Below are 23437 nucleotides of genomic sequence, written 5' to 3'. Positions count from 1 at the left end.
CGTACAAGAACCCGATGAGACCCGCGGACAGGACCCGCCTCGCCACCTCGCACCGGACCCGGCTGCTCGCCGCCGGCCTGGTCGCCACGGCGGCCGCGCTCGCCGCCTGCGGCAGCCCGGAGCAGCCGGCCAAGGACCCGGCCGCCCAGCAGGCCGCACTCAAGCCGGCCGGGCCCAAGCCCGTCTACGGGCTGCCCGGCATGCCGCCGGTGGAGAACCCCAAGGACCTCTACGCGGCGAACCGGCCGAACAACCTGTCGCCGTTCATGAAGACCGTCAAGGAACGGGTCTACGTCCCGAACACCAACGACAACACCGTCTCGGTGATCGACCCCAACACCTTCCAGGTGGTCGACACCATCGAGACCGGCACCCAGCCCCAGCACGTCGTGCCGTCCTGGGACATGAAGACCCTCTGGGTCAACAACAACCGCGGGCACACGCTCACCCCGCTCGACCCGCGCACCGCCAAGCGCAAGGGCGCCGACGTCGAGGTGCACGACCCGTACAACCTCTACTTCACGCCGAACGGCAAGCACGCCATCGTGATGGCCTCGCTCGACCGCGAGCTGGTCTTCCGCGACCCGCAGACCATGAAGCGCCAGCACACCGAGCCGGTGAGCTGCTACGGCGTGAACCACGCCGACTTCTCGCTCGACGGGCGCTACTTCATCGTGTCCTGCGAGTTCTCGGCCGAACTGCTCAAGGTCGACACCGAGAAGATGAAGGTCGTCGGCCAGATGAAGCTGCCCTTCGAGGGCGCGATGCCGCAGGACGTGAAGATCTCGCCCGACGGCAAGACCTTCTACATCGCCGACATGATGGCGCACGGCATGTGGGTCCTCGACGGCGAGAAGTTCACGACGCCGAAGCTCATGCCGACCGGCAAGGGCTGCCACGGCCTGTACATCTCGCGCGACTCCAAGGAGATGTACATCCCCAACCGCGGCGAGGGCTCCATCTCCGTCTTCGACTTCGGCAAGAACAAGCTCACCAAGAAGTGGTGGCTGCCGGACGGCGGCTCCCCGGACATGGGCGGCGTCTCGGCCGACGGCAACGTGCTGTGGCTCTCGGGGCGTTACGACTCCGAGGTGTACGCCATCGACACGCACAGCGGGGTCCAGCTGGCCCGTATCCCGGTCGGCGGCGGCCCGCACGGACTCGCGGTCTACCCGCAGCCCGGCCGCTACTCGCTCGGCCACACCGGCATCTTCCGCTGACCCTCGCAGTCCACGGAAGACCCTCCCGGAGACCACCGGGTGCGGACGCTACTCGGAGGCGCCCGCACCCGGTTCTTCTTTGGCCGTACGGCGATGTTCAGCCCGCGAAGAACACGGCCTCGGACCCCATCGGCCGGTACCCCGCCGCCTGGAACACCCGCAGGCTGCGTGCATTGCCCGGCGATACCTGCGCCCAGACCACGGTGTCATCCGGTACGAGGTGGCGGGCCGCGAGCGCGAGTCTGCGCCCGAGTCCCCGGTGGCGGGCCGCCTCGTCCACCTCGACCGAGGTCTCCCAGCGCCCGCCGAGGCCGCGCCCCACGGTGAGCACTCCGCCCTCGGCGGTCCACACCCGTACGTCGTCGCGACGCTTGCGCGCGGAGACCACCCGCGGATGGTCCACGTCCTCGATCTCCCGCAGGGCGACCGGGAGTTCACCGCTCAACGGCGTCGCACAGGTCATCAGGTCGACCGTGTCCGTACGCCGCCCCGTCCGCTCCATGAACGCCGCCAGGAACCGCGGGTTCATCGTCGCCGCGAGCGCGTCGCAGTCCAGCGCGGCGAGGGTCTCGCGCACCCAGGCCGGGTCCTCGTCGGTGAAGACGACCGAGTGGGCCGTGAAGGCGATGACGCCCGCGTCGCGCGGGTTCGGCTGCGGCACGATGGTGGTCGTGCCGTCCGGCGCCGGGAAGCGGCCGGCCGCCGCGTCCGCCAGAATCCGGCCGAGCGTGCTGTTCATCCTCGTACCCCCGAGATCGAGTGGGACCGCTTGAGTCTCCACCCACTGGAAGGCACAGACTCCTCTCCATGATCGACGACGGCCCCGAGCTGTTCACCATCGGGCAGCTCGCCCGGCGCACCGGGCTTCCGGTGCGCACCATCCGCTACTGGTCGGACGCGGGCGCGCTGCCGGTGGTTGCCCGCAGCGAGGGCAACTACCGGCTGTACGACGCCGCATCCGTGGCCCGCCTCGAACTCGTCCGCACCCTGCGCGACCTGGGCCTCGGCCTGGACGACGTACGGGCCGTACTGGCCGGACAGGTCACGGTCGCGCAGGTCGCGGCACGGCATGTGCGCGCCCTCGACGCGCAGATCAGCAGCCTCAAGGTGACCCGGGCCGTCCTCGCCACCGTGGCCGCACGCGGTTCGACCGCAGAGGAGATGACCCTGATGAACAAGCTGGCGCGGCTGTCCGCCGCCGAACGCAAGCGCATCGTCGACGAGTTCACCGCCGAGGTGTTCGGAGGCCTGGACACCACCGACCCCGACATCCGTACGCGCCTCCAGTTCGGCATCCCGGACCTGCCCGAGGACCCCACGCCGGAGCAGGTCGACGCCTGGGTGGAGCTGGCCGAGATGTTGCAGGACCCCGGGTTCCGGAGGTCGATGCGCGAGGTGATCGAGTTCAACGCGGCGGGCCGCACGCCCGCCACCCCGCCCGGCAGCTCGCTGTGGTTCATGAGCCGGCTCGTGCACCACGCGGGCGAGGCGCGGCGGCGGGGCGTGGCACCCGACTCGGCGGCCGCCAGGGAGGTCCTCGCGGAGCTGCTCGGGGACGCGGACCGCGCGCACGTCCTGGAGCTGATGCGGTCCGCGAGCCAGGCGGAGGTGGCCCGGCTGCGGGAGCTGATCGCGCGCGTGCGCGGGGTGGCGGAGGGGCCGCGGTACCAGGAGGAGTTCGCCTGGGTCCTTGCGGCCCTGGAGGCCGAGCTCGGCCGCTGAGAGGCCGGTCGCCCCGAGCCGAGGCCCCCGACGACCCCGTACATCCGGGTCGTTAATCTGACCCGGTCAGTTCAGCACCAAGAAGGGGTGGAAGCCATGGCCGACATCGAGGCGGCACGCGCGCAGTTCGACCGGATCGACACGGATGGTGACGGTCTCATCACCGCGGCCGAGTTCAAGACCGCGCTCGCCCAGGGCGGCGACTGGAACGTCACCGAGTCGGTGGCCGAGGCCGTCATACGCGCCCAGGACCTCGACGGCGACAAGAAGCTCTCCTTCGACGAGTTCTGGACGCACCTGAACAAGTGAGCAGGAGCTGAGCCCACCGGCGCGCGTGCGTCGGTGGGCTTTCTCGTGCGCGCCCTCAACTCCCCGCCGCGAAAGCGGAGTTGGGACTGTCAACAACGTACGGGCAAAGACTGTCCCGCGTTCATGTCCTTCCGCGTCCGCGTACACCGAGGGTTCACACCCGAGGACTTCGATCCGGAGTATTCCGACCGGGCCCTCTCCGAGCCCGGTCCACGGCGCCGGGCACACCCCGGCCGACGCGAGGGTCGTGAGTCGTGAACACATCCACTGCGCTGCGCCGGGCCAGGACTCCGCTGGCCCTCACCGCCGCCCTTCTGCTCGCCGCCACCGCCTGCGGAGGCGAGGACGCCGGCGGCGGCGGAGGAGGAGGCGGCAAGGGCGGCGATCTGAAGGGCAACATCCGGATCGACGGCTCCTCCACCGTCGCGCCGCTGTCCTCCGCCGCGGCCCAGCTCTTCCAGGCCGAGAATTCCGGGGTCAAGGTCACCGTCGGCACTTCGGGCACGGGCGGCGGCTTCGAGAAGTTCTGCGCCGGCGAGACCGACATCTCGGACGCCTCCCGCCCGATCAAGGACGAGGAGAAGACGGCCTGCGAGGGCAAGAAGATCGCGTACGAGGAGTTCCAGGTCGCCAACGACGGCCTGTCGGTGGTCGTCAGCAAGGACAACGACTGGGCCGAGTGCCTCACCGTCGACCAGCTCAAGAAGATCTGGGAGCCCAAGTCGAAGGTGAACAACTGGAACCAGGTCGACCCGGAGTTCCCCGACGAGAAGCTGGAGCTCTTCGGCCCCGGCACGGACTCGGGCACCTTCGAGTACTTCACCGAGGCGATCAACGGCGAGGACGGCGCCTCGCGCACCGACTACTCGCCGAGCGAGGACGACAACGTCATCATCCAGGGCGTCTCCGGATCCAAGGGCGGCCTCGGCTACTTCGGCCTGTCCTACTACGAGGAGAACAAGGACAAGCTCAAGGTCGTGAAGGTCGACGCCGGCGACGGCTGTGTCGAGCCCACCACCGAGACGGTCCAGGACGGCTCGTACAAGCCGCTGTCCAGGCCGCTGTTCATCTACCCCAGCGCCAAGGCACTCGACCGTGCCGAGGTCGAGGCCTTCGTCGAGTTCTACGTCGAGAAGCACGCCGAGATCGCGGAGAAGGCCCTCTTCGTGCCGCTGAACACGGAGCAGGAGACCGCACTCAAGTCGGCCCTCGACAAGCTGCGTGCACAGCACACGTCATGAGCGTCCCGCAGCAGAGGCAGCGGACCGCTTCGGGGACCCCCGGGTTCCTGAAGCGGTCCCAGCCGCGCTACGGCGAGCAGGCCGTCAAGGTCCTCCTGGTGGCCGCCTCGCTGGTCTCGGTGCTGACCACCGTCGGGATCGTGGTCGCCCTCATCCCGCCGACCCGGGACTTCTTCGCCGAGATCGGCATCGGTGAGTTCCTCACCGGTACGGAGTGGGCGGCGCTGTTCAACCCGCCGGAGTTCGGTGTGCTGCCGCTGGTCGGTGCCACCCTCCTGATCACCCTGATCGCGCTGGTCGTCGCGGTGCCGCTGGGGCTCGGCGCGGCCGTCTACCTGAGCGAGTACGCGAGTCCGCGCACCCGCACGGTCTTCAAGCCGGTGCTCGAAGTCCTCGCCGGCATCCCGACCGTCGTCTACGGCTTCTTCGCGCTCAAGGCGATCACGCCCTTCCTGCGCGACCACTGGTGGTTCGACGAGCCGCCGCAGATCTTCAACGCGCTCTCCGCGGGCTTCGTCATGGGCATCATGATCATCCCGACCATCGCCTCGCTCTCCGAGGACGCCATGGCCGCGGTGCCGCGGGCCCTGCGCGACGGCGCGTTCGCCCTGGGCTCCTCGCGGATGCAGGTCTCCACGCGCGTGGTCTTCCCGGCGGCCCTGTCCGGCATCGTGGCCGCGGTGGTGCTCGGCATCTCGCGCGCGATCGGCGAGACCATGATCGTCGCCATCGCCGCGGGCCTGCGTCCCAACCTGTCCTGGAACCCGCTCGAAGGCATGCAGACCATGACCGCCTTCATCGCGGCCGCCGGCATCGGCGACGTCCCGGTCGGCTCGATCGGCTACAAGACCATCTTCGCGGTGGGCTCGCTGCTGTTCGTCCTGACGCTGGTGATGAACCTGATCAGCATCCGCCTCGTCCGCAAGTACCGGGAGGTGTACGAGTGATGGGCGCCCCCGTCGTCACGCAGGACGCACCCGCCCTGCCGCCGCCGCGCCTGAAGGGCCGCGGCACCCCCCTGCGCGAGCGATTCTTCCGGCTCGGCCTGTGGGCCTCGCTCGCGGTCGGCGTGGTCTTCCTCGCGGGCCTGCTCCTGTACGTGGTGGTCGAGGCGTGGCCGCGCCTGGACTCCCGTATCTGGTCGAACTTCCCGGACATCATCGACCCCACCAACGCCGGCGCCCAGTCCGCGATCATGGGCACGCTCTGGGTGATCGCCTTCACGGCCGTCTACTGTCTGCCGACCGGCATCCTCGCGGCCATCTACCTGGAGGAGTACGCCGATCCGGACCGCTGGTGGAACAAGGTCATCGAGATCAACATCCAGAACCTCGCGGCCGTACCGTCCATCGTCTACGGGATCCTCGGACTCGGCGTGATCTCCCGGGGGCTCGGCTTCGGCCAGACGGTGCTCACCGCCTCGCTGACCCTCTCGCTGCTCGTCCTGCCGATCGTCATCATCGCCTCGCGCGAGGCGATCCGGGCGGTCCCGCAGTCCATCCGCCAGGCCTCGCTCGCTCTCGGCGCCACGCAGTGGCAGACGATCTGGCGGCAGGTCCTGCCCGCCGCCGTGCCCGGCATGGCGACCGGCTCGATCCTCGCGCTGTCCCGCGCGATCGGCGAGGCCGCGCCGCTGCTGCTGCTCGGCGGCCTGACCTTCATCACCTTCAACCCCACAGGGATCCAGAGCGAGTTCACGGTCCTGCCGATTCAGATCTTCAACTGGATCAGCCAGTCACGGGCCGAGTTCGTGGCCCTGGCGTCCGCGGCGATCGTGATCCTCCTGGTGATCCTGCTCGCGATGAACTCCCTGGCCATCTGGCTGCGCAACCGGTACGCGCGCCGGTGGTGAGTGCGGTGCCGTACCCCCGTATCCCCGTCTGGAGCCCGCAATGACGACCCCCGACACCTCCGGAGCCGCCGGCGGCGGCACCCGCACCCCCCAGGTCTCCTACCGGCAGGCCCGCTCGCTCGCGGAAGCGGTCTTCGAGGTCGGCGGACTCTCCGTGTTCTACGGCGACCACGAGGCCGTGCGCGACGTCAACATGTCCATCGGCGACCGCCAGATCACCGCCATGATCGGCCCTTCCGGCTGCGGCAAGTCCACGGTCCTGCGCTGCTTCAACCGCATGAACGACCTCGTGCCCACCGCCCGCGTGCACGGCAAGATCCACTATCACAACGAGGACCTGTACGGACGCGAGGTCGACCCCATCGAGGTGCGCCGGCGGATCGGCATGGTCTTCCAGAAGCCCAACCCCTTCCCGAAGTCCATCTACGACAACATCGCCTACGGGCCCCGGGTGGGCGGGTTCAAGGGCAACGTCGACGACCTCGTCGAGGAGACCCTCACGCACGCGGCGCTCTGGGAGGAGGTCAAGGACAAGCTCAAGACCTCGGCCCTCGCGCTCTCCGGCGGCCAGCAGCAGCGCCTGTGCATCGCCCGCACCATCGCGGTGAAGCCGGAGGTGATCCTCATGGACGAGCCCTGCTCCTCGCTCGACCCGATCGCCACGGCCAAGATCGAGGACCTGATGGAGAAGCTGGCCGAGGAGTTCACGATCATCGTCGTCACGCACAACATGCAGCAGGCGGCCCGGGTCTCGCACCGCACGGCCTTCTTCACGGCGGATGTGGACGACAAGGGCGAGCGGCACGGGCGGCTCGTCGAGTACGACGAGACGGCACGCATCTTCTCCAACCCCTCCGACCGCAGGACGGAGGACTACATCTCGGGGCGCTTCGGCTGACCGCCCGGTCCATGCGGCGGCGCACCCGACCCGTGCGGCGCCCGCACCACGCCGCGCCACGCCGCGCCCCGCACCCAACTGGCCCTCGCAGCACCACGGTTGGTGGCCCGTCCGAAGGAGGACCACACGTGACCCCCCACGCGACCGCCGCCCCGCCGGGCGGCGCAGGACCGCCCGGCCTGCTGCTCGCCGACCCGGACCCCGCGCTGGCCGCCGCCGCGGCCGCCCGCTTCGAGGCGGCAGGCGTGGCGACGGTGGTCTGCGGCGACGGCGCCGAGGCGCTGCTCCAGGCCGGTGCCCGGCGCCCGCGCGCCCTGCTGCTCGGCGCCCCGCTGCCGGTGGTGGACTGCGCCCGCGTCACGGCGCTGGTCGCCCGCCTCCATCCCGTACCCGTGGTGGTCGCGGCGGGCGCGGACGGCGCGGCGGAGGCCTCGGCGGCGGTGGCGGCCGGCGCGACGGCCTTCGTCGCGCGCCCCTACCGCACCCAGGAGATCATCCCGCTCCTGCGGGCACCGCGGACGGACGGGCCGCTGGTCGTCGGCGACATCGAACTGGACCCGGTCGGCTTCCACGTGCACGTACGAGGGCGCCGACTGCGGCTCCCCGTACGGGAGTTCATGGTCCTGCACTACCTCATGGAGCACGCGGGCCGGGTGGTCTCCCGCGCCGAGCTGACCCGGGCGCTGTGGGGCACGGACACGCTCGACAGCAACACGCTGACGGTGCACATCCGCCGCGTGCGCACCAAGCTCCGTGAGGACGGGGGGAGTTCCTGCACGATCGACGCGATACGGGGGATGGGGTACCGGCTGGAAGGGGCGCGGGTGAGTCGGTGAACTCCCGGTGGGCGAGCGGTCATTGGGCGTTGACCGCCGTTTCGGTGACGTCTCATCGGTGACGTCTCTTCGGTGGTTGCCTCTTCCGCCTTGTGCCCGGCTTCACTACGGTCGCCGCCCCGGCGGTGCGCAGCGCGGAGCCCGCCGGGGAACCGAACCGAGGGGAGAGCCACGTGAGTACGCCCCACCCACCCGACGCACCCCCGCCCCCGGACGTCCTGTCGCCGGGACGGATCGGGCCCGTCACCTTGCGCAACCGGGTCATCAAGGCCGCCACCTACGAAGGCCTCAGCCACCACGGACGGGTCACCGAGGACCTGCTTCGCTTCCATGTCGCCTACGCGCGCGGCGGCGTCGGCATGACCACCGTCGCCTACCTCGCCGTCAGCAGGGACGGGCGTACCGACCGGCACCAGATCCACTGGAGCGACGCGGCGCTCCCGGGGCTGCGCCGGCTCACCGACGCGGTGCACGCCGAAGGCGCCGCGGTCTCCGCGCAGATCGGGCACGCGGGCCCGGTCGCCGACGCCCGGGCGAACGCTGCTCCGGCCCTGTCCCCGTCGCGGCGCTTCGACCCCCGCGGGCTCGGCCTGACCCGGCCCGCCTCGGCCGCCGACCTGCACCGCGTGACGCAGGCGCACGCCGAGGCGGCGCGCCGGGCGGTCGGGGCCGGGTTCGACGCGGTCGAGGTGCACCTCGGCCACAACTACCTCGCCAGCGCCTTCCTCAGCCCCAAGCTCAACCGCCGCAAGGACGCGTACGGCGGCAGCCTGGAGAACCGGGCCCGCTTCCCCCGCGAGGTCATGCGCGCGGTCCGCGACGCGGTGGGCGGACGGATCGCGGTGATCGCCAAGCTCACCCTGGACGACGGGGTCCCCGGCGGCTTCGGTACGGACGAGGCGGTCCAGGTGGCGCGGTGGCTCGAACAGGACGGCACCGTCGACGCGTTGGAGATGACGGCCGGCAGCTCCCTGCTCAACCCCATGTACCTGTTCAAGGGCGACGCGCCGCACGCGGAGTTCGCCGAGGTCTTCCCGCAGCCGGTCCGGCTCGGCCTGAAGCTGGTGGGCCGGCGCTTCCTGCGCAGCTACCCGTACCGCGACGCCTACCTCCTGGAGGACGCGCTGCGGATACGGGAGGCCGTACGGCTGCCGATGATCCTGCTCGGCGGGGTCACCGACCGGACGGTCATGGACCGGGCCATGCGCGAGGGCTTCGCCTTCGTGGCCATGGCCCGCGCGCTGCTGCGCGAGCCCGACCTCGTGCGGCGCATCGCGGCGGACGCGGCCACGCCCTCCCTGTGCATCCACTGCAACAAGTGCATGCCGACCAACTTCACCGGCACCCGCTGCGTCCTGATCTCCCCGACGACCAGCCGGAGCGGGACGTGGGGGACACCGGAGGGGTACGTGGACTGAGCCCCCGTACCCTGCCTTGCGGCGCTCAGTGCTCGCAGAGCGAGAACTCCCGCTCGTACACCTGCTCGTTGTGCTCGTCGACGAAGAACTTCCGCTCCCGCATGAGCTGTTCACGGAAGTCCTTCGCCTGCTCCAGGGTCATGGTCGAGGTCGACGCCCTGGGCTGCTGCGGCGGCACGTCCGAGGTCGAGACGATCCGCTCCGAGGGGTCGACGAGGAAGAAGGCGAGGATCTTGCGGTGCCCCGGGCGCGTGGGGTCCGCGAGGCGGAACGGGCTGACGCGGTGCTGGAGCACGTTCGGAAACGCCAGGCAGCGGCCGGCCGGGGTCGCCGCCGAGCCGAGGACCTGGTTGAGCGCCTCCTCGTTCTCCAGGCCGTAGACCTCCCGCATCCCGTTGTCGTCGTTCTGCTCGTACATCGGGTCGTCGAGGGCCGTGCGGAAGCCGAGCCGGCTCTCCGTGATGTTCTCGCTGTCCCAGTAGTAGAGGCCGGTCGAGACGATCCGCTCGTTGAGCATGCCCTCGACGTGCCAGGAGCCGCCCGCGTACTCGGGCCGGTCCGGCGTGAGGTGGATGCTCGCGAGCTTGACGATCACCTGGAGACGGCGGCCGCGCAGGCCGACCCGGTCGGCCTCGGCCGGCAGCGGGGGCGGGGTGAACCCGGGGGCGTCGGGAATGACCGGGCGGCGGTTCTCCCACCAGTCGTCCTGGGCCTCCTCGTGCGCGAGCACGGCGGCCTCGTAGGCCTCCTCGTCGCTGAAGTCGTCCTCGTCCGGATACTCCGGCTCCGAGTCCTCGTACCAGCTGTACGGATCGGCCGTGATCCGCAGCGGCCGCGGATGACGCAGATCGGTCAGCACACGCTCGAACAGGGGACGCATGCGCCCGAACAACTCCGGCAGCACAGCGGCGAGTTCACCGTGCAGCTCCGGATGGACGTTGTTCACGTACGACAGGAAGCGGACCCGCCCGTCCTCGTCGACCTCGACATCTGTCGGCAGCCACTGGAACTTCTCCGAGAACTCGTGCCGCGTGTACTTGTCGGTGGGATTCGCCCAGGCCCTCTCAGGCCCGCCGCTCACCCCGTTCACCAGGCAGAACAGCGAGGGATGCACCAGGTCGAGCACCTGCCCGCCGGACCCGGGGTGCCAGTCGCGCTCCGCCTCCGGCACGTCCTCGAGCACCCGCACCGCCGCGCGCAGCCGCTCCCTGAGCCCGTCCTCGACCAGCACGTCCGACTGCCACACCCCGTCGACGGCGGACACCTCGATCCCGGTGCGCTCGTCCCGCAGCACGGCATAGTGCGCGAGCTCGTCGAGCACATACCGCACCTGCGCCTCGGTGAGCCCTTGCTCCAAGGCCTCCCGCGTCCACTTGGCGACGATCCCGGTGTCGTCCTTCTTCTCGAACCACCGCTCCTTGGCCCGCAGTTGGGCACTGCACGCCATCATCTCGAGCTCCCGCAGCGTACGGGGCTTCGCGAACCATATGGAGCGGGACGCCTGGAACGGCAGGGGAAAGGCGGACAGGCCGGTCACGGTGCTTGATCCTCCCGGTCGGGGTGCGGTGGCGGGAAGACTACGCGAGCGCACTGACAGGCCCCGCGGGCGCGTGAACTGTCAGGCGATACGCCGGACATCGGAGGCGAGGACGGTGAGCCGGCGCCGCGCGGCGAGAGCTTCGAGCACCGGAGCGACGTACGGCACGGACTGCGCGGGCGGCGGCCCGCCGATCGGCCACCACCGCACCTCTTCGCACCGCGACGGCTCGGCGTTGGTCACGTGCCCGGTGTACCGGGAGGCGGTGAAGTAGAGCTGCAGCCACCCCTTCCCCTGGTCCGCGGCGGGATGGTGGAGGGTGTGGAAGAGGCACAGGTGCTCCGGGGCGATGCCGATGGAGAGCTCTTCGCGTGCTTCGCGGGCCATGCCGTGCAGGACCGATTCGCCTTCCTCGAGCCGCCCGGCCGGGAAGTACCAGCGGCCGTTGGCCCAGCCGGTGTTGCGGCGCAACCCGAGAAGCACGTGATCACCTCGGACGAGGACGAGGTTCACACCGACGATGACGCGATGCTGCATGGCCAGGCCCCTGATCCCGGGCCGCGCGCCCGGCGGCCCCGACGACTCGGTCGTGTGGACATTCCCGACGGTTTCGTCGAGACGGCCGAGCGTAGATACGCCTTGTGCAGCAGGGGAGTCGGTACCGAGGCGCACACATCACCGCACGGCGCGCACCGGGGCGCGGGACCGGCACGGACCGGCTGCGACCACGGCGGGATCCGGACACGCACGGCCGGCCCACGGGAAGCGCCTCGCACCCCGAGTCAGGGGTACGAGGCGCTTCCCGTCGCTCAGACCGCCGAGGGCGGCCGGCTCAGCACTCGATCACGTTCACCGCAAGCCCGCCCCGCGCCGTCTCCTTGTACTTGACCTTCTTGTGGTCAAACGCGCTGATCTTGAGGTTAGCCAGCGCCTTTGCCTTGTCCCAGTAGGGGACTGGAGCCTTTGGGGGGTGGCTGGGGGGAATGGGCGCTGGGGGAGCGAACCAGCTGTCCATGGCCTGCAATCCGCGTGCTCCGGCTTGCGGCATGAAGTGAGCGTAGTGCTCGAGTGTGATGTTTGGTGAGGCATGACCGAGCCACTGGGAGAGCGACACGATGGACTCGCCCGCCTCGAGCTGCACGCTGGCGTAGGTGTGCCGGAGCACGTGGAACATGTCCTCGCGGGACTGCTCGAAGATCGGGTTCTTGCGGGTTCGGCCGCTGTACTTCTGAACCTTCTCGCCGATCTTCTTGATGACGCCCGCGGCGAAGAGGGCAGGCTTCCAGCTGCGGTCGTTCCATGTGCGGTAGTAGATCCGGTTGCCGTGGGAGGTCGTCAGCACGAGCCGCACCGTGATGGGCTTCCGCTGGCGGGCTTGCAGCTCGGTCTCAGGGTCTTCGGGGTTCCGCCAGGGCAGGGTGCACTCGACCGCCGGGAAGCGCTTGAGGGCATCGAGGATCCGGTGGGCCAGACGAGGGGACACAGGTACGTCGCGAGTCTTGCCTCCCTTCGGTAGGCAGAAGTACGGACGGCCGCGGGAGTCCCAGCGCAGCTGGCGCCTTACGTGCAGGACGCCGGCTTCGAAGTCGAAGTCGTCCTCACCGAGACCGAATGCCTCCCCCTGTCGGAGTCCGAGGCCGACGCCGAGGTCCACCGCCAGGTGGTATCGCTCCTGCAGCCCAGCTCGGACGGCATCCACGATCTCCCGCGCCCACGCCTTCGCCTTCTTCTTCGTCCGCTTCGGTGGCTTGATGCTGCGATGGACGCGGCAGGGGTTCCTGGTCAGGCGGCCGTCATCTACAGCCGCCTGCAAGATCGTTGCTAGATGGATCCAGATGACCTCGGCTGTCGACGATTCGACGCGCGCCAAAAGGTCCCCTTTCCACGCACGCAGTACGGAGGCGTCCACTGCGCGGAGGGGCTTACTGCCGATCAGCGGAACTATGTGGTTCCAGATCCTGCTGCGCATGGGGGCTGCAGTCGAGGGTTCGTCCGTCCGCCCTGGCCACCAGTGGTCTTCGATGTATTCGGTGAGCGTCATGGCACCGCGCCTGGGGTCGACGAAGTCGCCTACCCGGGACTCGTGCTCGGCTTTGGCCTTCCACGCTTTGGCGTCGGTGAGGTTGTCGAAACTGCGATCTCGTACGCCGGGGATACGAGCTACGCGATAGCGCTTGCCTTTGCCCCAGCGGTCGGTACGTTCCCGGTTCCCGGTCTTGGGGTCGGGTCTTTTGTTCAGCCAGCGGTCTTCGATGTGGCCAGCCATGAATCCTTTTCCAGGTCCATGAGCCGCACTCGCAGCATGCGCTCGGTCACGTCGAGCTCGGCTGCGGCCTCCTCGTAGCTGGTAGCCCATGGGAGGACGCGGGCGAGGTCGCTGAGAGCGATCAGTTTGCGTGCGGCACGTATGTCGGCGATGCGCTCCTGCCGCACGGTGATGTGCTCGCGAAGCGAATCGTGGGGAATGCACTCGCCGTCGTCAGCGAGGACGTGCTCGAGCTCGTGGGCGAGGACGCAGCGTTCTTGAACGCGCGTGAGGCCGGAGGCGACGACGATCGCCCGTCGGTGGGGGAACCAGATGGCCCAGGTGTCCTGCATCCGCTTGCGCTTGACCATGACGCCGAGCTTCGACAGCTCGATGTCGGGTGCGTAGGGGCCGGATGGCTGTGCTGCGCTGCCGCGAGGGCTTCCGCCCATCAGTCTCCGCTTGAAGGCGGAGCGCTTGCTGGAGCGCTGCTCGTTGGACTGATCGGACGGGCCCTCGTTCTGGATGGCGGGCACGCCACCCCCACTGTGTCAGGCGTCGCGAGTGACGCATATGCCGAATGAATGTTCGATTCAATCAAGGCGACGTCGCGACAGCAAGCTCGTTCGCTGGTGGATCGGCAGGTCAGCCGTCTTCCGGCTGGATCCCGTCCAGGACGTCGAGGGCGTCGCGCAGGTCCTGGTTGGCCGGGCCGTCGGAGACGGCGTGCGGTCGGTGGGCGGCGAGTGCGTAGTCGGACCGGCTCGCCTGCTTCAGGCCGAGGAGGAAGTCCTTGACGCGCTGCTGCTGCTCGGGGGTAGCCGTTGCGAGCTCCATGAGGAGTTCGGCGTCGAGGCCTGCGCTTGCCGTGCCTTGCGGGGCGCGTCCGGGTTGATTGGCTGACGTCAGGGGGGTGGGGTCGCCGCCGTTGATCATCTCGCGGGTGCTCCCCGGCGCCCAGCCGAGCGGTGCCTCGAGTCGAGGCAGCGAGATCGGCCAGCGCTTGCGGGTGGTCCCCTTTTCGATGCTGACGACGCTCTTCACGTCCACGCCTGCTGCCTGGGCGAGCTCTACCTGTGTGAGCCCGAGCTCTCGCCGCCGGTCCGCGATCCGCTGACCGAGCTGCTTCCACTGCTCGTCCGTTGCCTGCATGGGGGCAGTCTCCCCCAAAACACGTAACAACTGGAACCCAGGGGAGTCGATACGCCCGCCGTTTCCCATCCATGGCGTTCCCTCCTGTCTCTCGTTCCCCATGTCTGGCATCCTGTCCGACGGAAACGAGATACGTCAATACTTGATTCGTTCCTCATCGTTCCCTAAAGTTCCCGTCATGCGAGCGAACGGAGACACCATCCGGACGCTGCGTGAGGAACGGGGGCTTCCGCTGCGCGGCTTCGCGCGCCGGGTGCAGGTGAGCCCTGCGCAGCTCTCTCGGATCGAACGCAGCCAGTCCAACCCACGGCCGGATCTCTTGAAGCGGATTGCTGAAGGCCTCGGGGTTCGGATCACAACCATCGCGTGCCACCACGAACCAGAGGAGCCCGTTCATGACTGACCAGGCGTTGCCGGCGTCGCCGTTCTTCACGACTCGGCAAGCAGCCGCGTACCTGAACCGTCCGGTGGACACCCTGCGCGTCTGGCGCCACCGCCGCTTCGGGCCGCCGTCGTTCCGGCAAGGGCGCAAGGTCATGTACCGAATCGCCGACTTGGACGCCTGGATCGCCGAGTGCGAGTCAGTGGACTCCCGCAGCAACTCCGAGCTGGACCCGCTCCAACAAGATCCGGAGTCCCGCAAAGGTCGCGCCCGACCGCCATATGCAGCATAAACGGAGATCGCTCATGACCCGTGAGGAGCTCACCAACCTGGCGCTCAGCGCCCTGGGGCAAGGCCTTGCCGATGAGCGGCAGGAGGCGATGGGCACGCTGGCAACGCTCATCCTCCGAGGGCGGGCGAACGCCTTCGGGATGCTGCACGCGTACGCGCTTATCGCGACTCGGAGTTGGGTGCAGCGGCACGGCGAGGCGGATCGCGACGGGCTGTGGGTGTTCGGCGCGGTGGACGAGGAAGGCGCAGATGTCCCGATCGATGCCGTCGAGCAACACCAGATCTTCGCCATGCGGTTCACCGTCGCGTGTGCCAACGACGACGACGCAATGATGGCCGCGCTCTTCGAGGTGGCGGCTGGCCACCCTGACCCCTTCTACTTCCCGCAATGCGCCATTGCCGTCTACGACTTGGCGCTGGAATCACTGCGTGACGTAGCCCCGGACGCCGCTCCGTGAGCAAGCAGCCGGCGTTCAACCTCCTCGAGCCGATCACCACGGGCGAAGACGAGCATGCGGTCCTGGGGTTCGAGGACTGGTTGACGCAAGTGCGTCCGGCCTTCGAGGAGGCAGCGGCATCCGGCCGGGTCTTCACCACCTATGAAGTTGCGAGTGAGCGACAGCTCCCCGACCCGCCGCACTCGTGCCTGTGGGGCCGATTGATGAGCCTGCTGCGGGACGAAGGCCTGATCCGCCATGACGGCTGGACCAACGGGACTCGTCCGACAGTCCACGGCTCGGGAGTGAAGACCTGGACTGGCCTGGCGTTGTCGCCTGATCACACTGCCGCTGCCTGATCTGCTACGGGAAGAGGAACCCGTCTCATGGCCTGGGTCCGTATCTCCGACGACTTCTACGACCACCCGAAGTGCGACGCCGCCGGCGCCCTCGGGACCGCACTGTGGGTGGCCGGCCTGGCGTGGTCCAACCGCAACCTGACGGACGGGTTCATACCGCGCCGATCTGCATTGCGGCTGCTGGACTTCGAGGACGCCGCTGAAGCGGTGCGGTACGCCGAGCATCACGCAGGAAGTAACGCCGTTACTCACGACGTGGATCACGAGGACCTCGCCCCGTTGATCGCACGGTTCGCCGTCCGGCGCCTGGTCATGGCTGGACTGTGGGAGGAGGTCGAAGGCGGCTTCCGCATTCACGACTACCTCGACTACCAGAAGTCCGCCGAGCAAATCGAAGGCGAGCGTAAGAGCAGCGCCGCACGCCAGAAGGCCTTTCGCGACCGTAGGAAGAAGCCGGACTCGACGCGGCCCTCTCAGAGTGACGCGAGCGATGACGGTGCGCGTAACTCCGTTACTCACGCTCCTGTAACGCCTGCTCCCAACCCCAACCCCACTACCTCTCCTAACGGAGAGGTAGGCAAGCAGCGCGCGGGCGCGGGGACGCACGGGCGCCCTCGGCTTGTCGTCGCCCCCACGGCCGACGATCCGCCACCGCCCGCCAAAGCCGTGCCCCTGATCGATGCGTGCACCGCGACCGGACTGGTGGTCGCCTGGCGGCTCACCGATGCGGAGTGGCTCAAGATCGAAGCCCTCATAGATCGCGTTGGCATCCCTGCTCTGGTTGAGCACGCCCGGCGCCTGCATGCCTCACGGAGCACTCCAGCGCATTCGGCCCGTGCCTGGCTCAAGCCTTGGGCCGGTCTACCCACCGGGGCCAGCGCCGCCCCTCCGCCGCCCGATGCCGCAGCTGCTCTGCCTACCGCTTCTGGCCAATCCGGGCCAGCCGACGGCTTGTTCGGGCGAGCAATGATCCGGGCCCAGACCCGCATGAACCAGGAGGTGCCACCCGGATGACTCCCGACGAGACCGTGATGCTCGCCGCCTACGTCCACGCCCAATGCCCGCAGCAGAAATTCGACGAATATACCCCCGACGCGTGGCACGACGTCCTCCAGCGCTACTCGCTGGCAGAGGCACGCGCTGCGGTCGTCGCCCACGTCGAAGCCGGACACGCCTTCGTCGCGGTCGGCGAGATCGTCACCGAGATACGTCGAGCCCGCAGCAATCGCGCAAAGGACTTCCAAGGACCGGGACTTGCTGCCCAGATCCCCGACGCCGACCCAGACGATGTACCTGCCTACCTCGCGGCTCTGCGCCAGCAGCGCTTCCGCGCCGCCAGCCCTATCAGCGGAGATCCAGGTGAAGTCCAGGCACTCCTTGGCGGAGTCGGTCACCGAGTTCCCGCCGGGCAAGCGCGATGACCGATGTCAGCGAAGAGGACATCGGGCTCATGCGCCGCCAAGGCGACCTCGCCGACTTCATACGCGCCGAGGTAACCCGCGCTCGCAACGACTGCGCACGGCGCCGCGCTCAGGTCCTTGCCCACCCTGACCTCGCAGATCGGCTCACGATCGCACCGCTGAACTACGCGACTGCGCAGGCATGGACGGGCTACCTGCCGCCCGAGCGGTGGAACGGCCGCCACAACAACAGCCCCACACGCACCGCCCTCGTCGCCCTGATATCCGAAGCCGCACAGCGCGCCCACACCCGATACGGAGCTGCCGCATGATCACAAAATCCACGCCGGCACCGATGGCCGACGCCATCACCGACACCATCGCCGCCGTCCTCGAGCACAGCCCGACAGCCACTCCTGACGAAGCGGCCGTTGAGATCATTACAACCCTGGCTGTGGACGGCTGGACCATCAGCGCTCTGTCGACCATGGCACCGGACAAGCGGATGCCCGCCATACCCGGCCCGGCCGAGGCCATGGTCTGCCCGCTGTATCAATGCCTGGACGACCGGACGTACACACGGCAGCAGCTCGCTGAACACCTCGGCGAGCACACCATCGACGAGCTGGCCCATGCCATCGCCACCGACGCCTTCGGCGGGCGTGCCATCAGCTGACCCTGGCGATACCAGCCACTTCGCCTAACTCGAGGGAGGCCTAACGTGAACGACTTCGCGGACACCGGAATGCCGCCCTGCCCCGGCCGCTGCAATCGTGACCGCGTCGACGGTGACCAGATACCGGGCTCCCCGGTGTGGTGCCGTGCGTGCCAGCAGGCCATCCACGTCGCCCTGCAGGAACTGGTCGATCTGTACGCCGCCCTGTGGGGCGTCGGCCAACGTGCGGTCAGAGCAGGGGAGAAGGTCACCACCAGTCGCGGCACCAGAACACCCGCCGTGAGTCCAGGCGCCGACCAGGCTGACGAGATCCTGCGCACCACGTGCGCCTGGGAGGACGCGCTGCGCACCCACCTCAGCCACCCAGCCGCCGCGGTCGGCACCGACCACACCGGTGCGGGCCGCGCCCTCACCTCGGCTGTGGACTACCTCGGCCGCCGCCACACCGCCGCGATGTCCACCCCGTTCGCCACTGACTACGGACACGAAATCCTCGCGCTGGCAGCAGGAACCCGGCGCCTCCTCCGCGCCGATCGCGGAACCTCCCGCCTTTCGGCACCCTGCCCGCAGTGCGATCTGCGGGCCCTCGAGCGGGAGGGCGGAACCGACACCGTCCGGTGCCGAGTCTGCCGCTGGTTCACCACCTGGGACCGGTACGACGCCTGGGCCGGAACCTTCCTGAACTCCGCCGCTTGACCGCGAGTAGCGGAACCACGCCGAGGATTCCGGCACCGGAACCATGATCCGCACATGAATCGACCCCAGGCGGTGCTCGAACACCGGCCCGGGGCCTGACACCCAGGACCTAATAGGAGGCCCTGAATGCGTAGCTCCCACGCTACCGGCACCGACAGAACCGGCACCGCCTTGGTGAACATCGCCCTTGCTGCCGGCGTGCTCTTCACTGCGGTAGCCGAATACCACCTGGCCCGCGCTCTCGGCTCCGGACAGTTCGTCGCAGCCTTGCTGCCCGCAGCCATAGACGTGTACGTGATTGCCGCCGTACGGCGTGGCCGCGCCGGGGACATCGCTGGCGCTCTCGCAATCATGGGTAGCGCGCAGGTGGCGGCCCACCTGCTCGAAGCCCAACTGATCATTGCCACAGTTCCGTTGATCGTTGGGGTCTCCCTGCTGGTTCCGTTGGTGATCTGGCGGGTGCACGCACTCCAGGCGCCTCCGAGACCTGACTCCGTAGCGGAACCTGTGGTGGCATCGGCTGCGGTTCCCGACACCGGACCAGCGGCACTGCCTCGAGTGGTACTGGTTCCGTACTTGGTGCCGGCCGCGGCGAAGCGGGGTTCGAAAGTGGGCGGCAAGGCACGCGGCACCAACGAGGGGAGAGGTGCCGCGGGATCGCAAGAGCGTGTAAGTCCGGAGAATCTGGCCACCGCCCGGCGTTTGCTCGCCGACAACCCGAGCCTGAACGGCGTCGAACTTGGTCAACTCCTCGGTACCTCCGACGGGTACGGCCGTCGAGTACGTCGGGCGGCACTGGCGCGACCGTGACGCGCATCGGCGGAGTAGGGAGCGCATTCAACGCATGCCCAGGCTGAACAACAACTTCCTGACCACAGCGCAGGCCGCCGAGGCGGCTGGAGTCCAGCCAACGACCCTGCGTCAGTGGGCGCGCCGCGGCTATCTGAAGCCTGTCCGGATCCCGGGCTCGCGCTCATCCTGGTGGCGGGAGCTGGATGTACTGACGGTGGAGCGGGAGACCCGTCGACGTGGCGGTCGGCGTGCAGGCTGAACTAGAACAGCCTTGATCTTGACGCTGGTTGGTGTCACACTTCCATCAGATGGTGGTGACCTGTACCCGCCGCACGGATCTTCATGAAACCCCCGAGACTGCATTGCTCGGGGGTTTCCTCTTACCTGCTTTCGCAGCGTCACGCCGCCAGGCAGGGTCGATGTACGCCCCGGCGGCATGCGCGAACGGGAGGTAGCCGAGGTGAGGAAAAGGATCTTCTGGCTGGCTGTCATCGTCCTGGTGGGCGTCCTGATAGGGATCAACAACCCACCGTCCAGTCCCTAACTGGCGGGAGTGTGATCACCGATGGCCTGGTCTACCAGCCGCCGGCGGGCAGAACTTCCCGCGGACTGGGCTTCCCGTCGGCGTCCCCGAATCCTGGCTCGCGACGGGTACCGATGCGTTGCACGGATGCGAGACGGTAGCCGTTGCCCGGCAGCAGCTACTGATGTGGACCACATCGGCGACCGTCGCGATCACAGTGACAACAATCTTCAGTCGCTTTGCCGTTGGCATCACAGGCGGAAGACAGCCATGGAGAGTGCAGCAGCACGTCGTGCCAAGCAGCCACTACGACGTCGCCCCGCTGAGCGCCATCCGGGGCTGCGCTGACGCGAAGGCTGGGGGGAGCCCCCCTCCCTGGCGTCTGGAAGACCGCAAGCGTATTGCGGCTCGGCCCATGTACGGGTCTGGGGATCTGGATCGGACCCCCTACTCGCGTGAGTAGGGCCTCGCGGTGGAACCTCTACTCGCGTGAGGAGGGGATCATGTGAGTGGCCGAGGCCCAGCACCGAAGGACCCAGGGCGCCGAGCGCGCCGGAACAGAGACCCTGCGCCACAGACGGTCCTGAGATTCGAGCGGTCCGTTCCTCCAGAGCTACCTTCGTGGCCTGATGAGGGTGACTGGCCGCAGCGCACACAGGCGTGGTGGAGGATGTGGCAGTCCTCGCCGCAGGCCGAGCACCTCTCGTCCACGGACTGGGACTTCCTCCTCGACACCGCGCTCGTTCATGCGCGTCTGTGGTCAGGTGACCTCTCCGCTGCTGCTGAGCTGCGGCTTCGTGTCGCCAAGTTTGGTGCAACGCCAGAGGATCGAGCTCGGCTCCGGATGCAGTTTTCTCAGGTTGAAGAGACTGCAGATGGGCTGAGCGAGGGGCTAGTTAGAGCGCAGGAACGCTACTCGGGACTCAGAGTGGTACAGGTTCGGCGAAGTAGCGAAGAACCCAAGTTTCGCGAAGACGGTTCGGGTGGATGTTAAGTAGGTTCAGGGACGTAACGGAGAAGCTGATTGGGGCCTGAGCGAAGACATTCCAGAAGACGCGAACGAAGACGAGTTGTGATACGCAGGCTAGGACGTTCCAGAAGACGCGAACGAAGACGTGAATCAAAGATGATTCAAGGAGAGTTAGATTCGCGAAAGCTCCGGCAATCGTTACGAGTTTCGCGTAATCTACGACGTGTCGTAACGAGCCGCGAGGTTGCGTGCGATGAGGAGCGGGACCGCCTCCCACCTGGGAAGACGGCCCCGCCGGATGCAGGCCCCGGACTTAGGAGCCCAGGATCAACCTGAGCAGCTCGAGGATCAGTCGAGCGATGTCGACCCAAGAGGGTCGGCGGCCCGAGTCCGGGGGCCTGTCTCGTTGCGGGCCATTCTTCGCGTTCTCCATCTAACGCCCCCTTCCGCGCAATTCGGACATTGGTTGTCCGCGGTAGGGAAGTGCGTGGTGGTGCGAGAGCAGCACCGCAGTTTCCGACTTTATGGCAGGCGCATGGGTGTGCGCGGCCGAAACAGGAAATTGGCTTCTGGGGTGCAGAGCCGTGCGTTAAGGGTTCCGTGGTTCCGGGCAACGTTCCATCCGTGGATGGAACATTCCGCGGGAGGAGCGAATCCGGCAGCCCTTCCTCTTGTCCATGCTGGACTGCGATAGGGCTAGCCTTTTCGGAGGCGTTGCCTCTGCTGTCATTTGGTGCGCCGCGCTGTGGAGGCACCGGGTCGACGTGTGTGTCTCGGTAGCTCGGCACGCACCGGCGGCTTGATGGAGGGCTCCTTGTGCCTTGGCGTGGCTCGAACTATCCCGGCGAGTTGCCGACGTTGGGTTGGAAGATCCTGGATTGGATTGGCGAGTACCTGATCGTTCCAGATGGACCCGCCGCCGGTGAGCCGCTCGTGCTTACTGACGAGCAGGCGATGTTCGTCCTGCAGCTCTACGCCATCGACCCGCACTTCAACGGCCCCGCGATCCGCGGGCGTTCCCTTCTTAATGGCCGTCGGATCCGCCGCGCGGTGCTGTCCCGCCCCAAGGGCTGGGGTAAATCCCCGCTCCTGGCGGCGCTCTGCTTGGCCGAGGCGCTCGGTCCGGTAGTGCCGGACGGCTGGGATGCCGACGGAGAGCCGGTGGGGCGTGAGTGGACTTCCCTAGGGTTCAAGGCGAAGGTGCAGGTGGTCGCCACTTCTGAGGATCAGACGGCGAACACCTGGGACCCGTTGTTGGAGATGGCGCGGAACGGCGGGGTACGCGATGCGTACGCCATCGAGCCGATGGAGTCGTTCGTCAACGTCCCCGATGGGCGCATCGAGTTCACGACCTCGGCGGCCAACTCGCGCGAGGGCTTCCGCCCGGTGTTCTCCGTGATGGACCAGACCGAGTCCTGGACGCCGAGCAACGGCGGCCGCAAACTCGCCGCGACCATCCGTCGCAACCTGACCAAGGTCAACGGGGCGTCGGTCGAGACGCCGAACGCCTTCGTGCCCGGTGAGGACTCGGTGGCCGAGCGGTCCTTCGAAGCCTGGAAGAAGCAGGTAGAGGGGAAGACCAAGGCCGACGACGGCCTCCTCTTCGACCACCGTGAGGCCCCGGCCGAGACCGACCCCGCCGAAGAGGACTCCCTGCTTGCCGGCCTCGCGGTCGCCTACGGGGGCAGCGCGGACGCGAATGGCGGCTGGGTGAACCTGCGCCGGGTCCTGATGGACTACTGGGACCCGGACACCGACCCGCAAGACGCGCGCCGCTACTTCCTGAACCAGGTCACGCACGCCACTGACTCCTGGCTGGCCCAGCCCGAATGGGCCGGCTGCGCCGCCTCCGAGAAGACCGTCAGCGGCGGTGACCGGATCGTGCTTGGTTTCGACGGCTCGCGCCGGCGCCGCAAGGGCGTCACTGACGCCACCGCCCTGATTGCCTGCCGGGTCGAGGACGGTCACCTCTTTCCGATCCAGGTCTGGGAACAGCCGGACGGCCCGGCCGGAGACGACTGGGAGGTGCCGGTCGCCGAGGTGCTCGCCGCGGTGGAGGACACCTTCCGTCGCTTCGATGTGGTCGGCTTCTACGCCGACCCTGCCAAGTGGGAAGGACACATCGCCACTTGGGAAGCGAAGTACGGGGCCAAGCTCCCTGTGAAGGCAGGCCGCCAGCACCCTATTGAATGGTGGATGACCGGCGGCCGCTCCGGGCTGATCGTCCGTGCCCTGGACAAGTTCCACGCCGCGGTCATCGACCGCGAGCTGACCCACAACGGCTCGTCGGTGCTGACCCGGCACATTCTCAACGCGCGGCGCCGCCCCTCCGCGTCGGGACTGCAGATCGCTAAGGAACACCCCGACTCGCCTCGGAAGATCGATGCAGCGGTCGCCTCGGTCCTCGCCTGGCAGTGCCGCCTCGACGCCGTGGCCACCGGCGCTCGCAACCGCTCCCGCAAGGTCATGATCTTGCGCTGA

Annotated in this window: 28 protein-coding genes; 22 read left to right on the top strand and 6 right to left on the bottom strand. The window is 68.3% G+C overall.

Annotated elements, in window-relative coordinates; all coding sequences use genetic code 11:
• Positions 1–14: 14 nt before the first annotated feature.
• Positions 15–1220: a YVTN family beta-propeller repeat protein gene (locus BLT97_RS08230; protein WP_093608349.1), complete on the top strand. Its 1206-nt coding sequence runs from the start codon at positions 15–17 to the stop codon at positions 1218–1220.
• A gap of 97 nt (positions 1221–1317) precedes the next feature.
• Here the strand turns inward: BLT97_RS08230 and BLT97_RS08225 are convergent, their stop codons facing one another.
• Positions 1318–1959, bottom strand: a complete 642-nt coding sequence (locus BLT97_RS08225; RefSeq protein WP_093608100.1) for a GNAT family N-acetyltransferase — start codon at positions 1957–1959, stop codon at positions 1318–1320.
• A gap of 68 nt (positions 1960–2027) precedes the next feature.
• Here BLT97_RS08225 and BLT97_RS08220 point away from each other — a divergent pair, with 68 nt between their 5' ends.
• From BLT97_RS08220 to BLT97_RS08185, 8 genes are all read left to right on the top strand, one after another.
• A complete protein-coding gene (locus tag BLT97_RS08220) occupies positions 2028–2942 on the top strand; it encodes a helix-turn-helix domain-containing protein (protein ID WP_093608099.1) in 915 nt (304 codons plus the stop codon).
• Between the two features lie 96 nt (positions 2943–3038).
• Positions 3039–3251, top strand: coding sequence for an EF-hand domain-containing protein (locus tag BLT97_RS08215; RefSeq protein ID WP_093608098.1), 213 nt, complete (start codon positions 3039–3041; stop codon positions 3249–3251).
• A gap of 254 nt (positions 3252–3505) precedes the next feature.
• Positions 3506–4492 (top strand): PstS family phosphate ABC transporter substrate-binding protein, encoded by a 987-nt coding sequence (locus BLT97_RS08210; protein ID WP_245769210.1) that lies wholly within the window; start codon positions 3506–3508, stop codon positions 4490–4492.
• On the top strand, positions 4489–5439 hold the full coding sequence (gene pstC / locus BLT97_RS08205; protein WP_093608097.1) for a phosphate ABC transporter permease subunit PstC: 951 nt from the start codon (positions 4489–4491) through the stop codon (positions 5437–5439). Before BLT97_RS08210 ends, pstC begins: the two co-directional genes overlap by 4 nt.
• Positions 5439–6344, top strand: coding sequence for a phosphate ABC transporter permease PstA (gene pstA / locus BLT97_RS08200; RefSeq protein ID WP_093608096.1), 906 nt, complete (start codon positions 5439–5441; stop codon positions 6342–6344). The genes pstC and pstA overlap by 1 nt, the downstream gene beginning before the upstream one ends.
• 40 nt (positions 6345–6384) lie before the next feature.
• Complete coding sequence (pstB, locus tag BLT97_RS08195) at positions 6385–7242, top strand: phosphate ABC transporter ATP-binding protein PstB (protein WP_093608095.1); 858 nt, start codon at positions 6385–6387, stop codon at positions 7240–7242.
• A 128-nt stretch (positions 7243–7370) separates the two neighbouring features.
• Complete coding sequence (locus BLT97_RS08190; RefSeq protein ID WP_245769209.1) at positions 7371–8078, top strand: winged helix-turn-helix transcriptional regulator; 708 nt, start codon at positions 7371–7373, stop codon at positions 8076–8078.
• A gap of 173 nt (positions 8079–8251) precedes the next feature.
• On the top strand, positions 8252–9496 hold the full coding sequence (locus tag BLT97_RS08185; RefSeq protein WP_093608093.1) for an NADH:flavin oxidoreductase: 1245 nt from the start codon (positions 8252–8254) through the stop codon (positions 9494–9496).
• Between the two features lie 25 nt (positions 9497–9521).
• Here BLT97_RS08185 and BLT97_RS08180 read toward each other — a convergent pair whose 3' ends face one another.
• The 5 genes from BLT97_RS08180 to BLT97_RS08160 form a co-directional block, all read right to left on the bottom strand.
• Positions 9522–11033 (bottom strand): DUF4246 domain-containing protein, encoded by a 1512-nt coding sequence (locus BLT97_RS08180; protein ID WP_093608092.1) that lies wholly within the window; start codon positions 11031–11033, stop codon positions 9522–9524.
• 81 nt (positions 11034–11114) lie between these two features.
• Positions 11115–11570: an NUDIX domain-containing protein gene (locus tag BLT97_RS08175; RefSeq protein ID WP_093608091.1), complete on the bottom strand. Its 456-nt coding sequence runs from the start codon at positions 11568–11570 to the stop codon at positions 11115–11117.
• Positions 11571–11865: 295 nt separating this feature from the next.
• Positions 11866–13299: a tyrosine-type recombinase/integrase gene (locus tag BLT97_RS08170; RefSeq protein WP_107406998.1), complete on the bottom strand. Its 1434-nt coding sequence runs from the start codon at positions 13297–13299 to the stop codon at positions 11866–11868.
• The gene (locus tag BLT97_RS08165; protein ID WP_093608090.1) at positions 13269–13814 is read right to left on the bottom strand and encodes an ImmA/IrrE family metallo-endopeptidase; all 546 of its coding nucleotides are present in this window, start codon (positions 13812–13814) and stop codon (positions 13269–13271) included. The genes BLT97_RS08170 and BLT97_RS08165 overlap by 31 nt, the downstream gene beginning before the upstream one ends.
• A gap of 109 nt (positions 13815–13923) precedes the next feature.
• Positions 13924–14430: a helix-turn-helix domain-containing protein gene (locus BLT97_RS08160; RefSeq protein WP_176953695.1), complete on the bottom strand. Its 507-nt coding sequence runs from the start codon at positions 14428–14430 to the stop codon at positions 13924–13926.
• A 178-nt stretch (positions 14431–14608) separates the two neighbouring features.
• Here BLT97_RS08160 and BLT97_RS08155 point away from each other — a divergent pair, with 178 nt between their 5' ends.
• The 13 genes from BLT97_RS08155 (at position 14609) to BLT97_RS08100 (ending at position 23437) form a co-directional block, all read left to right on the top strand.
• Entirely contained in the window at positions 14609–14833 is a 225-nt protein-coding gene (locus tag BLT97_RS08155) for a helix-turn-helix domain-containing protein (RefSeq protein ID WP_093608088.1), read from the top strand.
• Positions 14826–15104 (top strand): helix-turn-helix domain-containing protein, encoded by a 279-nt coding sequence (locus tag BLT97_RS08150; protein ID WP_093608087.1) that lies wholly within the window; start codon positions 14826–14828, stop codon positions 15102–15104. The genes BLT97_RS08155 and BLT97_RS08150 overlap by 8 nt, the downstream gene beginning before the upstream one ends.
• Before the next feature lie 13 nt (positions 15105–15117).
• Positions 15118–15561 carry a hypothetical protein gene (locus BLT97_RS08145; protein WP_093608086.1) on the top strand — a complete coding sequence of 148 codons (444 nt, stop codon included), beginning with the start codon at positions 15118–15120 and terminating at the stop codon, positions 15559–15561.
• On the top strand, positions 15558–15899 hold the full coding sequence (locus BLT97_RS08140; RefSeq protein ID WP_245769208.1) for a hypothetical protein: 342 nt from the start codon (positions 15558–15560) through the stop codon (positions 15897–15899). The genes BLT97_RS08145 and BLT97_RS08140 overlap by 4 nt, the downstream gene beginning before the upstream one ends.
• Positions 15900–15926: 27 nt before the next feature.
• Positions 15927–16913: a hypothetical protein gene (locus BLT97_RS08135; protein WP_093608085.1), complete on the top strand. Its 987-nt coding sequence runs from the start codon at positions 15927–15929 to the stop codon at positions 16911–16913.
• Positions 16910–17320, top strand: a complete 411-nt coding sequence (locus tag BLT97_RS08130; protein WP_093608084.1) for a hypothetical protein — start codon at positions 16910–16912, stop codon at positions 17318–17320. The genes BLT97_RS08135 and BLT97_RS08130 overlap by 4 nt, the downstream gene beginning before the upstream one ends.
• Complete coding sequence (locus BLT97_RS08125; RefSeq protein WP_093608083.1) at positions 17317–17631, top strand: hypothetical protein; 315 nt, start codon at positions 17317–17319, stop codon at positions 17629–17631. The genes BLT97_RS08130 and BLT97_RS08125 overlap by 4 nt, the downstream gene beginning before the upstream one ends.
• Positions 17628–17975, top strand: a complete 348-nt coding sequence (locus tag BLT97_RS08120; protein ID WP_143041317.1) for a hypothetical protein — start codon at positions 17628–17630, stop codon at positions 17973–17975. The genes BLT97_RS08125 and BLT97_RS08120 overlap by 4 nt, the downstream gene beginning before the upstream one ends.
• 45 nt (positions 17976–18020) lie before the next feature.
• Entirely contained in the window at positions 18021–18671 is a 651-nt protein-coding gene (locus tag BLT97_RS08115) for a hypothetical protein (protein ID WP_093608081.1), read from the top strand.
• A gap of 126 nt (positions 18672–18797) precedes the next feature.
• Entirely contained in the window at positions 18798–19481 is a 684-nt protein-coding gene (locus tag BLT97_RS37510; RefSeq protein WP_143041316.1) for a hypothetical protein, read from the top strand.
• A 34-nt stretch (positions 19482–19515) separates the two neighbouring features.
• Positions 19516–19722 carry a helix-turn-helix domain-containing protein gene (locus tag BLT97_RS39075; protein ID WP_107406997.1) on the top strand — a complete coding sequence of 69 codons (207 nt, stop codon included), beginning with the start codon at positions 19516–19518 and terminating at the stop codon, positions 19720–19722.
• A gap of 769 nt (positions 19723–20491) precedes the next feature.
• Positions 20492–20980, top strand: coding sequence for a phage terminase small subunit (locus tag BLT97_RS39160; RefSeq protein WP_483883496.1), 489 nt, complete (start codon positions 20492–20494; stop codon positions 20978–20980).
• A 792-nt stretch (positions 20981–21772) separates the two neighbouring features.
• On the top strand, positions 21773–23437 hold the full coding sequence (locus tag BLT97_RS08100) for a terminase (protein ID WP_093608079.1): 1665 nt from the start codon (positions 21773–21775) through the stop codon (positions 23435–23437).

Source organism: Streptomyces indicus (assembly GCF_900100315.1).
GTDB classification, from domain to species: Bacteria; Actinomycetota; Actinomycetes; order Streptomycetales; family Streptomycetaceae; genus Streptomyces; species Streptomyces indicus.
This window is presented reverse-complemented; position numbering and strand designations above follow the sequence as displayed.

Coding starts and splice junctions, on each gene's coding strand:
- BLT97_RS08230 (WP_093608349.1), top strand. CDS start 15: ATGAGACCCGCGGACAGGACCCGCCTCGCCACCTCGCACCGGACCCGG.
- BLT97_RS08225 (WP_093608100.1), bottom strand. CDS start 1,959: ATGAACAGCACGCTCGGCCGGATTCTGGCGGACGCGGCGGCCGGCCGC.
- BLT97_RS08220 (WP_093608099.1), top strand. CDS start 2,028: ATGATCGACGACGGCCCCGAGCTGTTCACCATCGGGCAGCTCGCCCGG.
- BLT97_RS08215 (WP_093608098.1), top strand. CDS start 3,039: ATGGCCGACATCGAGGCGGCACGCGCGCAGTTCGACCGGATCGACACG.
- pstC (WP_093608097.1), top strand. CDS start 4,489: ATGAGCGTCCCGCAGCAGAGGCAGCGGACCGCTTCGGGGACCCCCGGG.
- pstA (WP_093608096.1), top strand. CDS start 5,439: ATGGGCGCCCCCGTCGTCACGCAGGACGCACCCGCCCTGCCGCCGCCG.
- pstB (WP_093608095.1), top strand. CDS start 6,385: ATGACGACCCCCGACACCTCCGGAGCCGCCGGCGGCGGCACCCGCACC.
- BLT97_RS08175 (WP_093608091.1), bottom strand. CDS start 11,570: ATGCAGCATCGCGTCATCGTCGGTGTGAACCTCGTCCTCGTCCGAGGT.
- BLT97_RS08170 (WP_107406998.1), bottom strand. CDS start 13,299: ATGGCTGGCCACATCGAAGACCGCTGGCTGAACAAAAGACCCGACCCC.
- BLT97_RS08160 (WP_176953695.1), bottom strand. CDS start 14,430: ATGCAGGCAACGGACGAGCAGTGGAAGCAGCTCGGTCAGCGGATCGCG.
- BLT97_RS08155 (WP_093608088.1), top strand. CDS start 14,609: ATGCGAGCGAACGGAGACACCATCCGGACGCTGCGTGAGGAACGGGGG.
- BLT97_RS08150 (WP_093608087.1), top strand. CDS start 14,826: ATGACTGACCAGGCGTTGCCGGCGTCGCCGTTCTTCACGACTCGGCAA.
- BLT97_RS08145 (WP_093608086.1), top strand. CDS start 15,118: ATGACCCGTGAGGAGCTCACCAACCTGGCGCTCAGCGCCCTGGGGCAA.
- BLT97_RS08135 (WP_093608085.1), top strand. CDS start 15,927: ATGGCCTGGGTCCGTATCTCCGACGACTTCTACGACCACCCGAAGTGC.
- BLT97_RS08130 (WP_093608084.1), top strand. CDS start 16,910: ATGACTCCCGACGAGACCGTGATGCTCGCCGCCTACGTCCACGCCCAA.
- BLT97_RS08125 (WP_093608083.1), top strand. CDS start 17,317: ATGACCGATGTCAGCGAAGAGGACATCGGGCTCATGCGCCGCCAAGGC.
- BLT97_RS08120 (WP_143041317.1), top strand. CDS start 17,628: ATGATCACAAAATCCACGCCGGCACCGATGGCCGACGCCATCACCGAC.
- BLT97_RS37510 (WP_143041316.1), top strand. CDS start 18,798: ATGCGTAGCTCCCACGCTACCGGCACCGACAGAACCGGCACCGCCTTG.
- BLT97_RS39075 (WP_107406997.1), top strand. CDS start 19,516: ATGCCCAGGCTGAACAACAACTTCCTGACCACAGCGCAGGCCGCCGAG.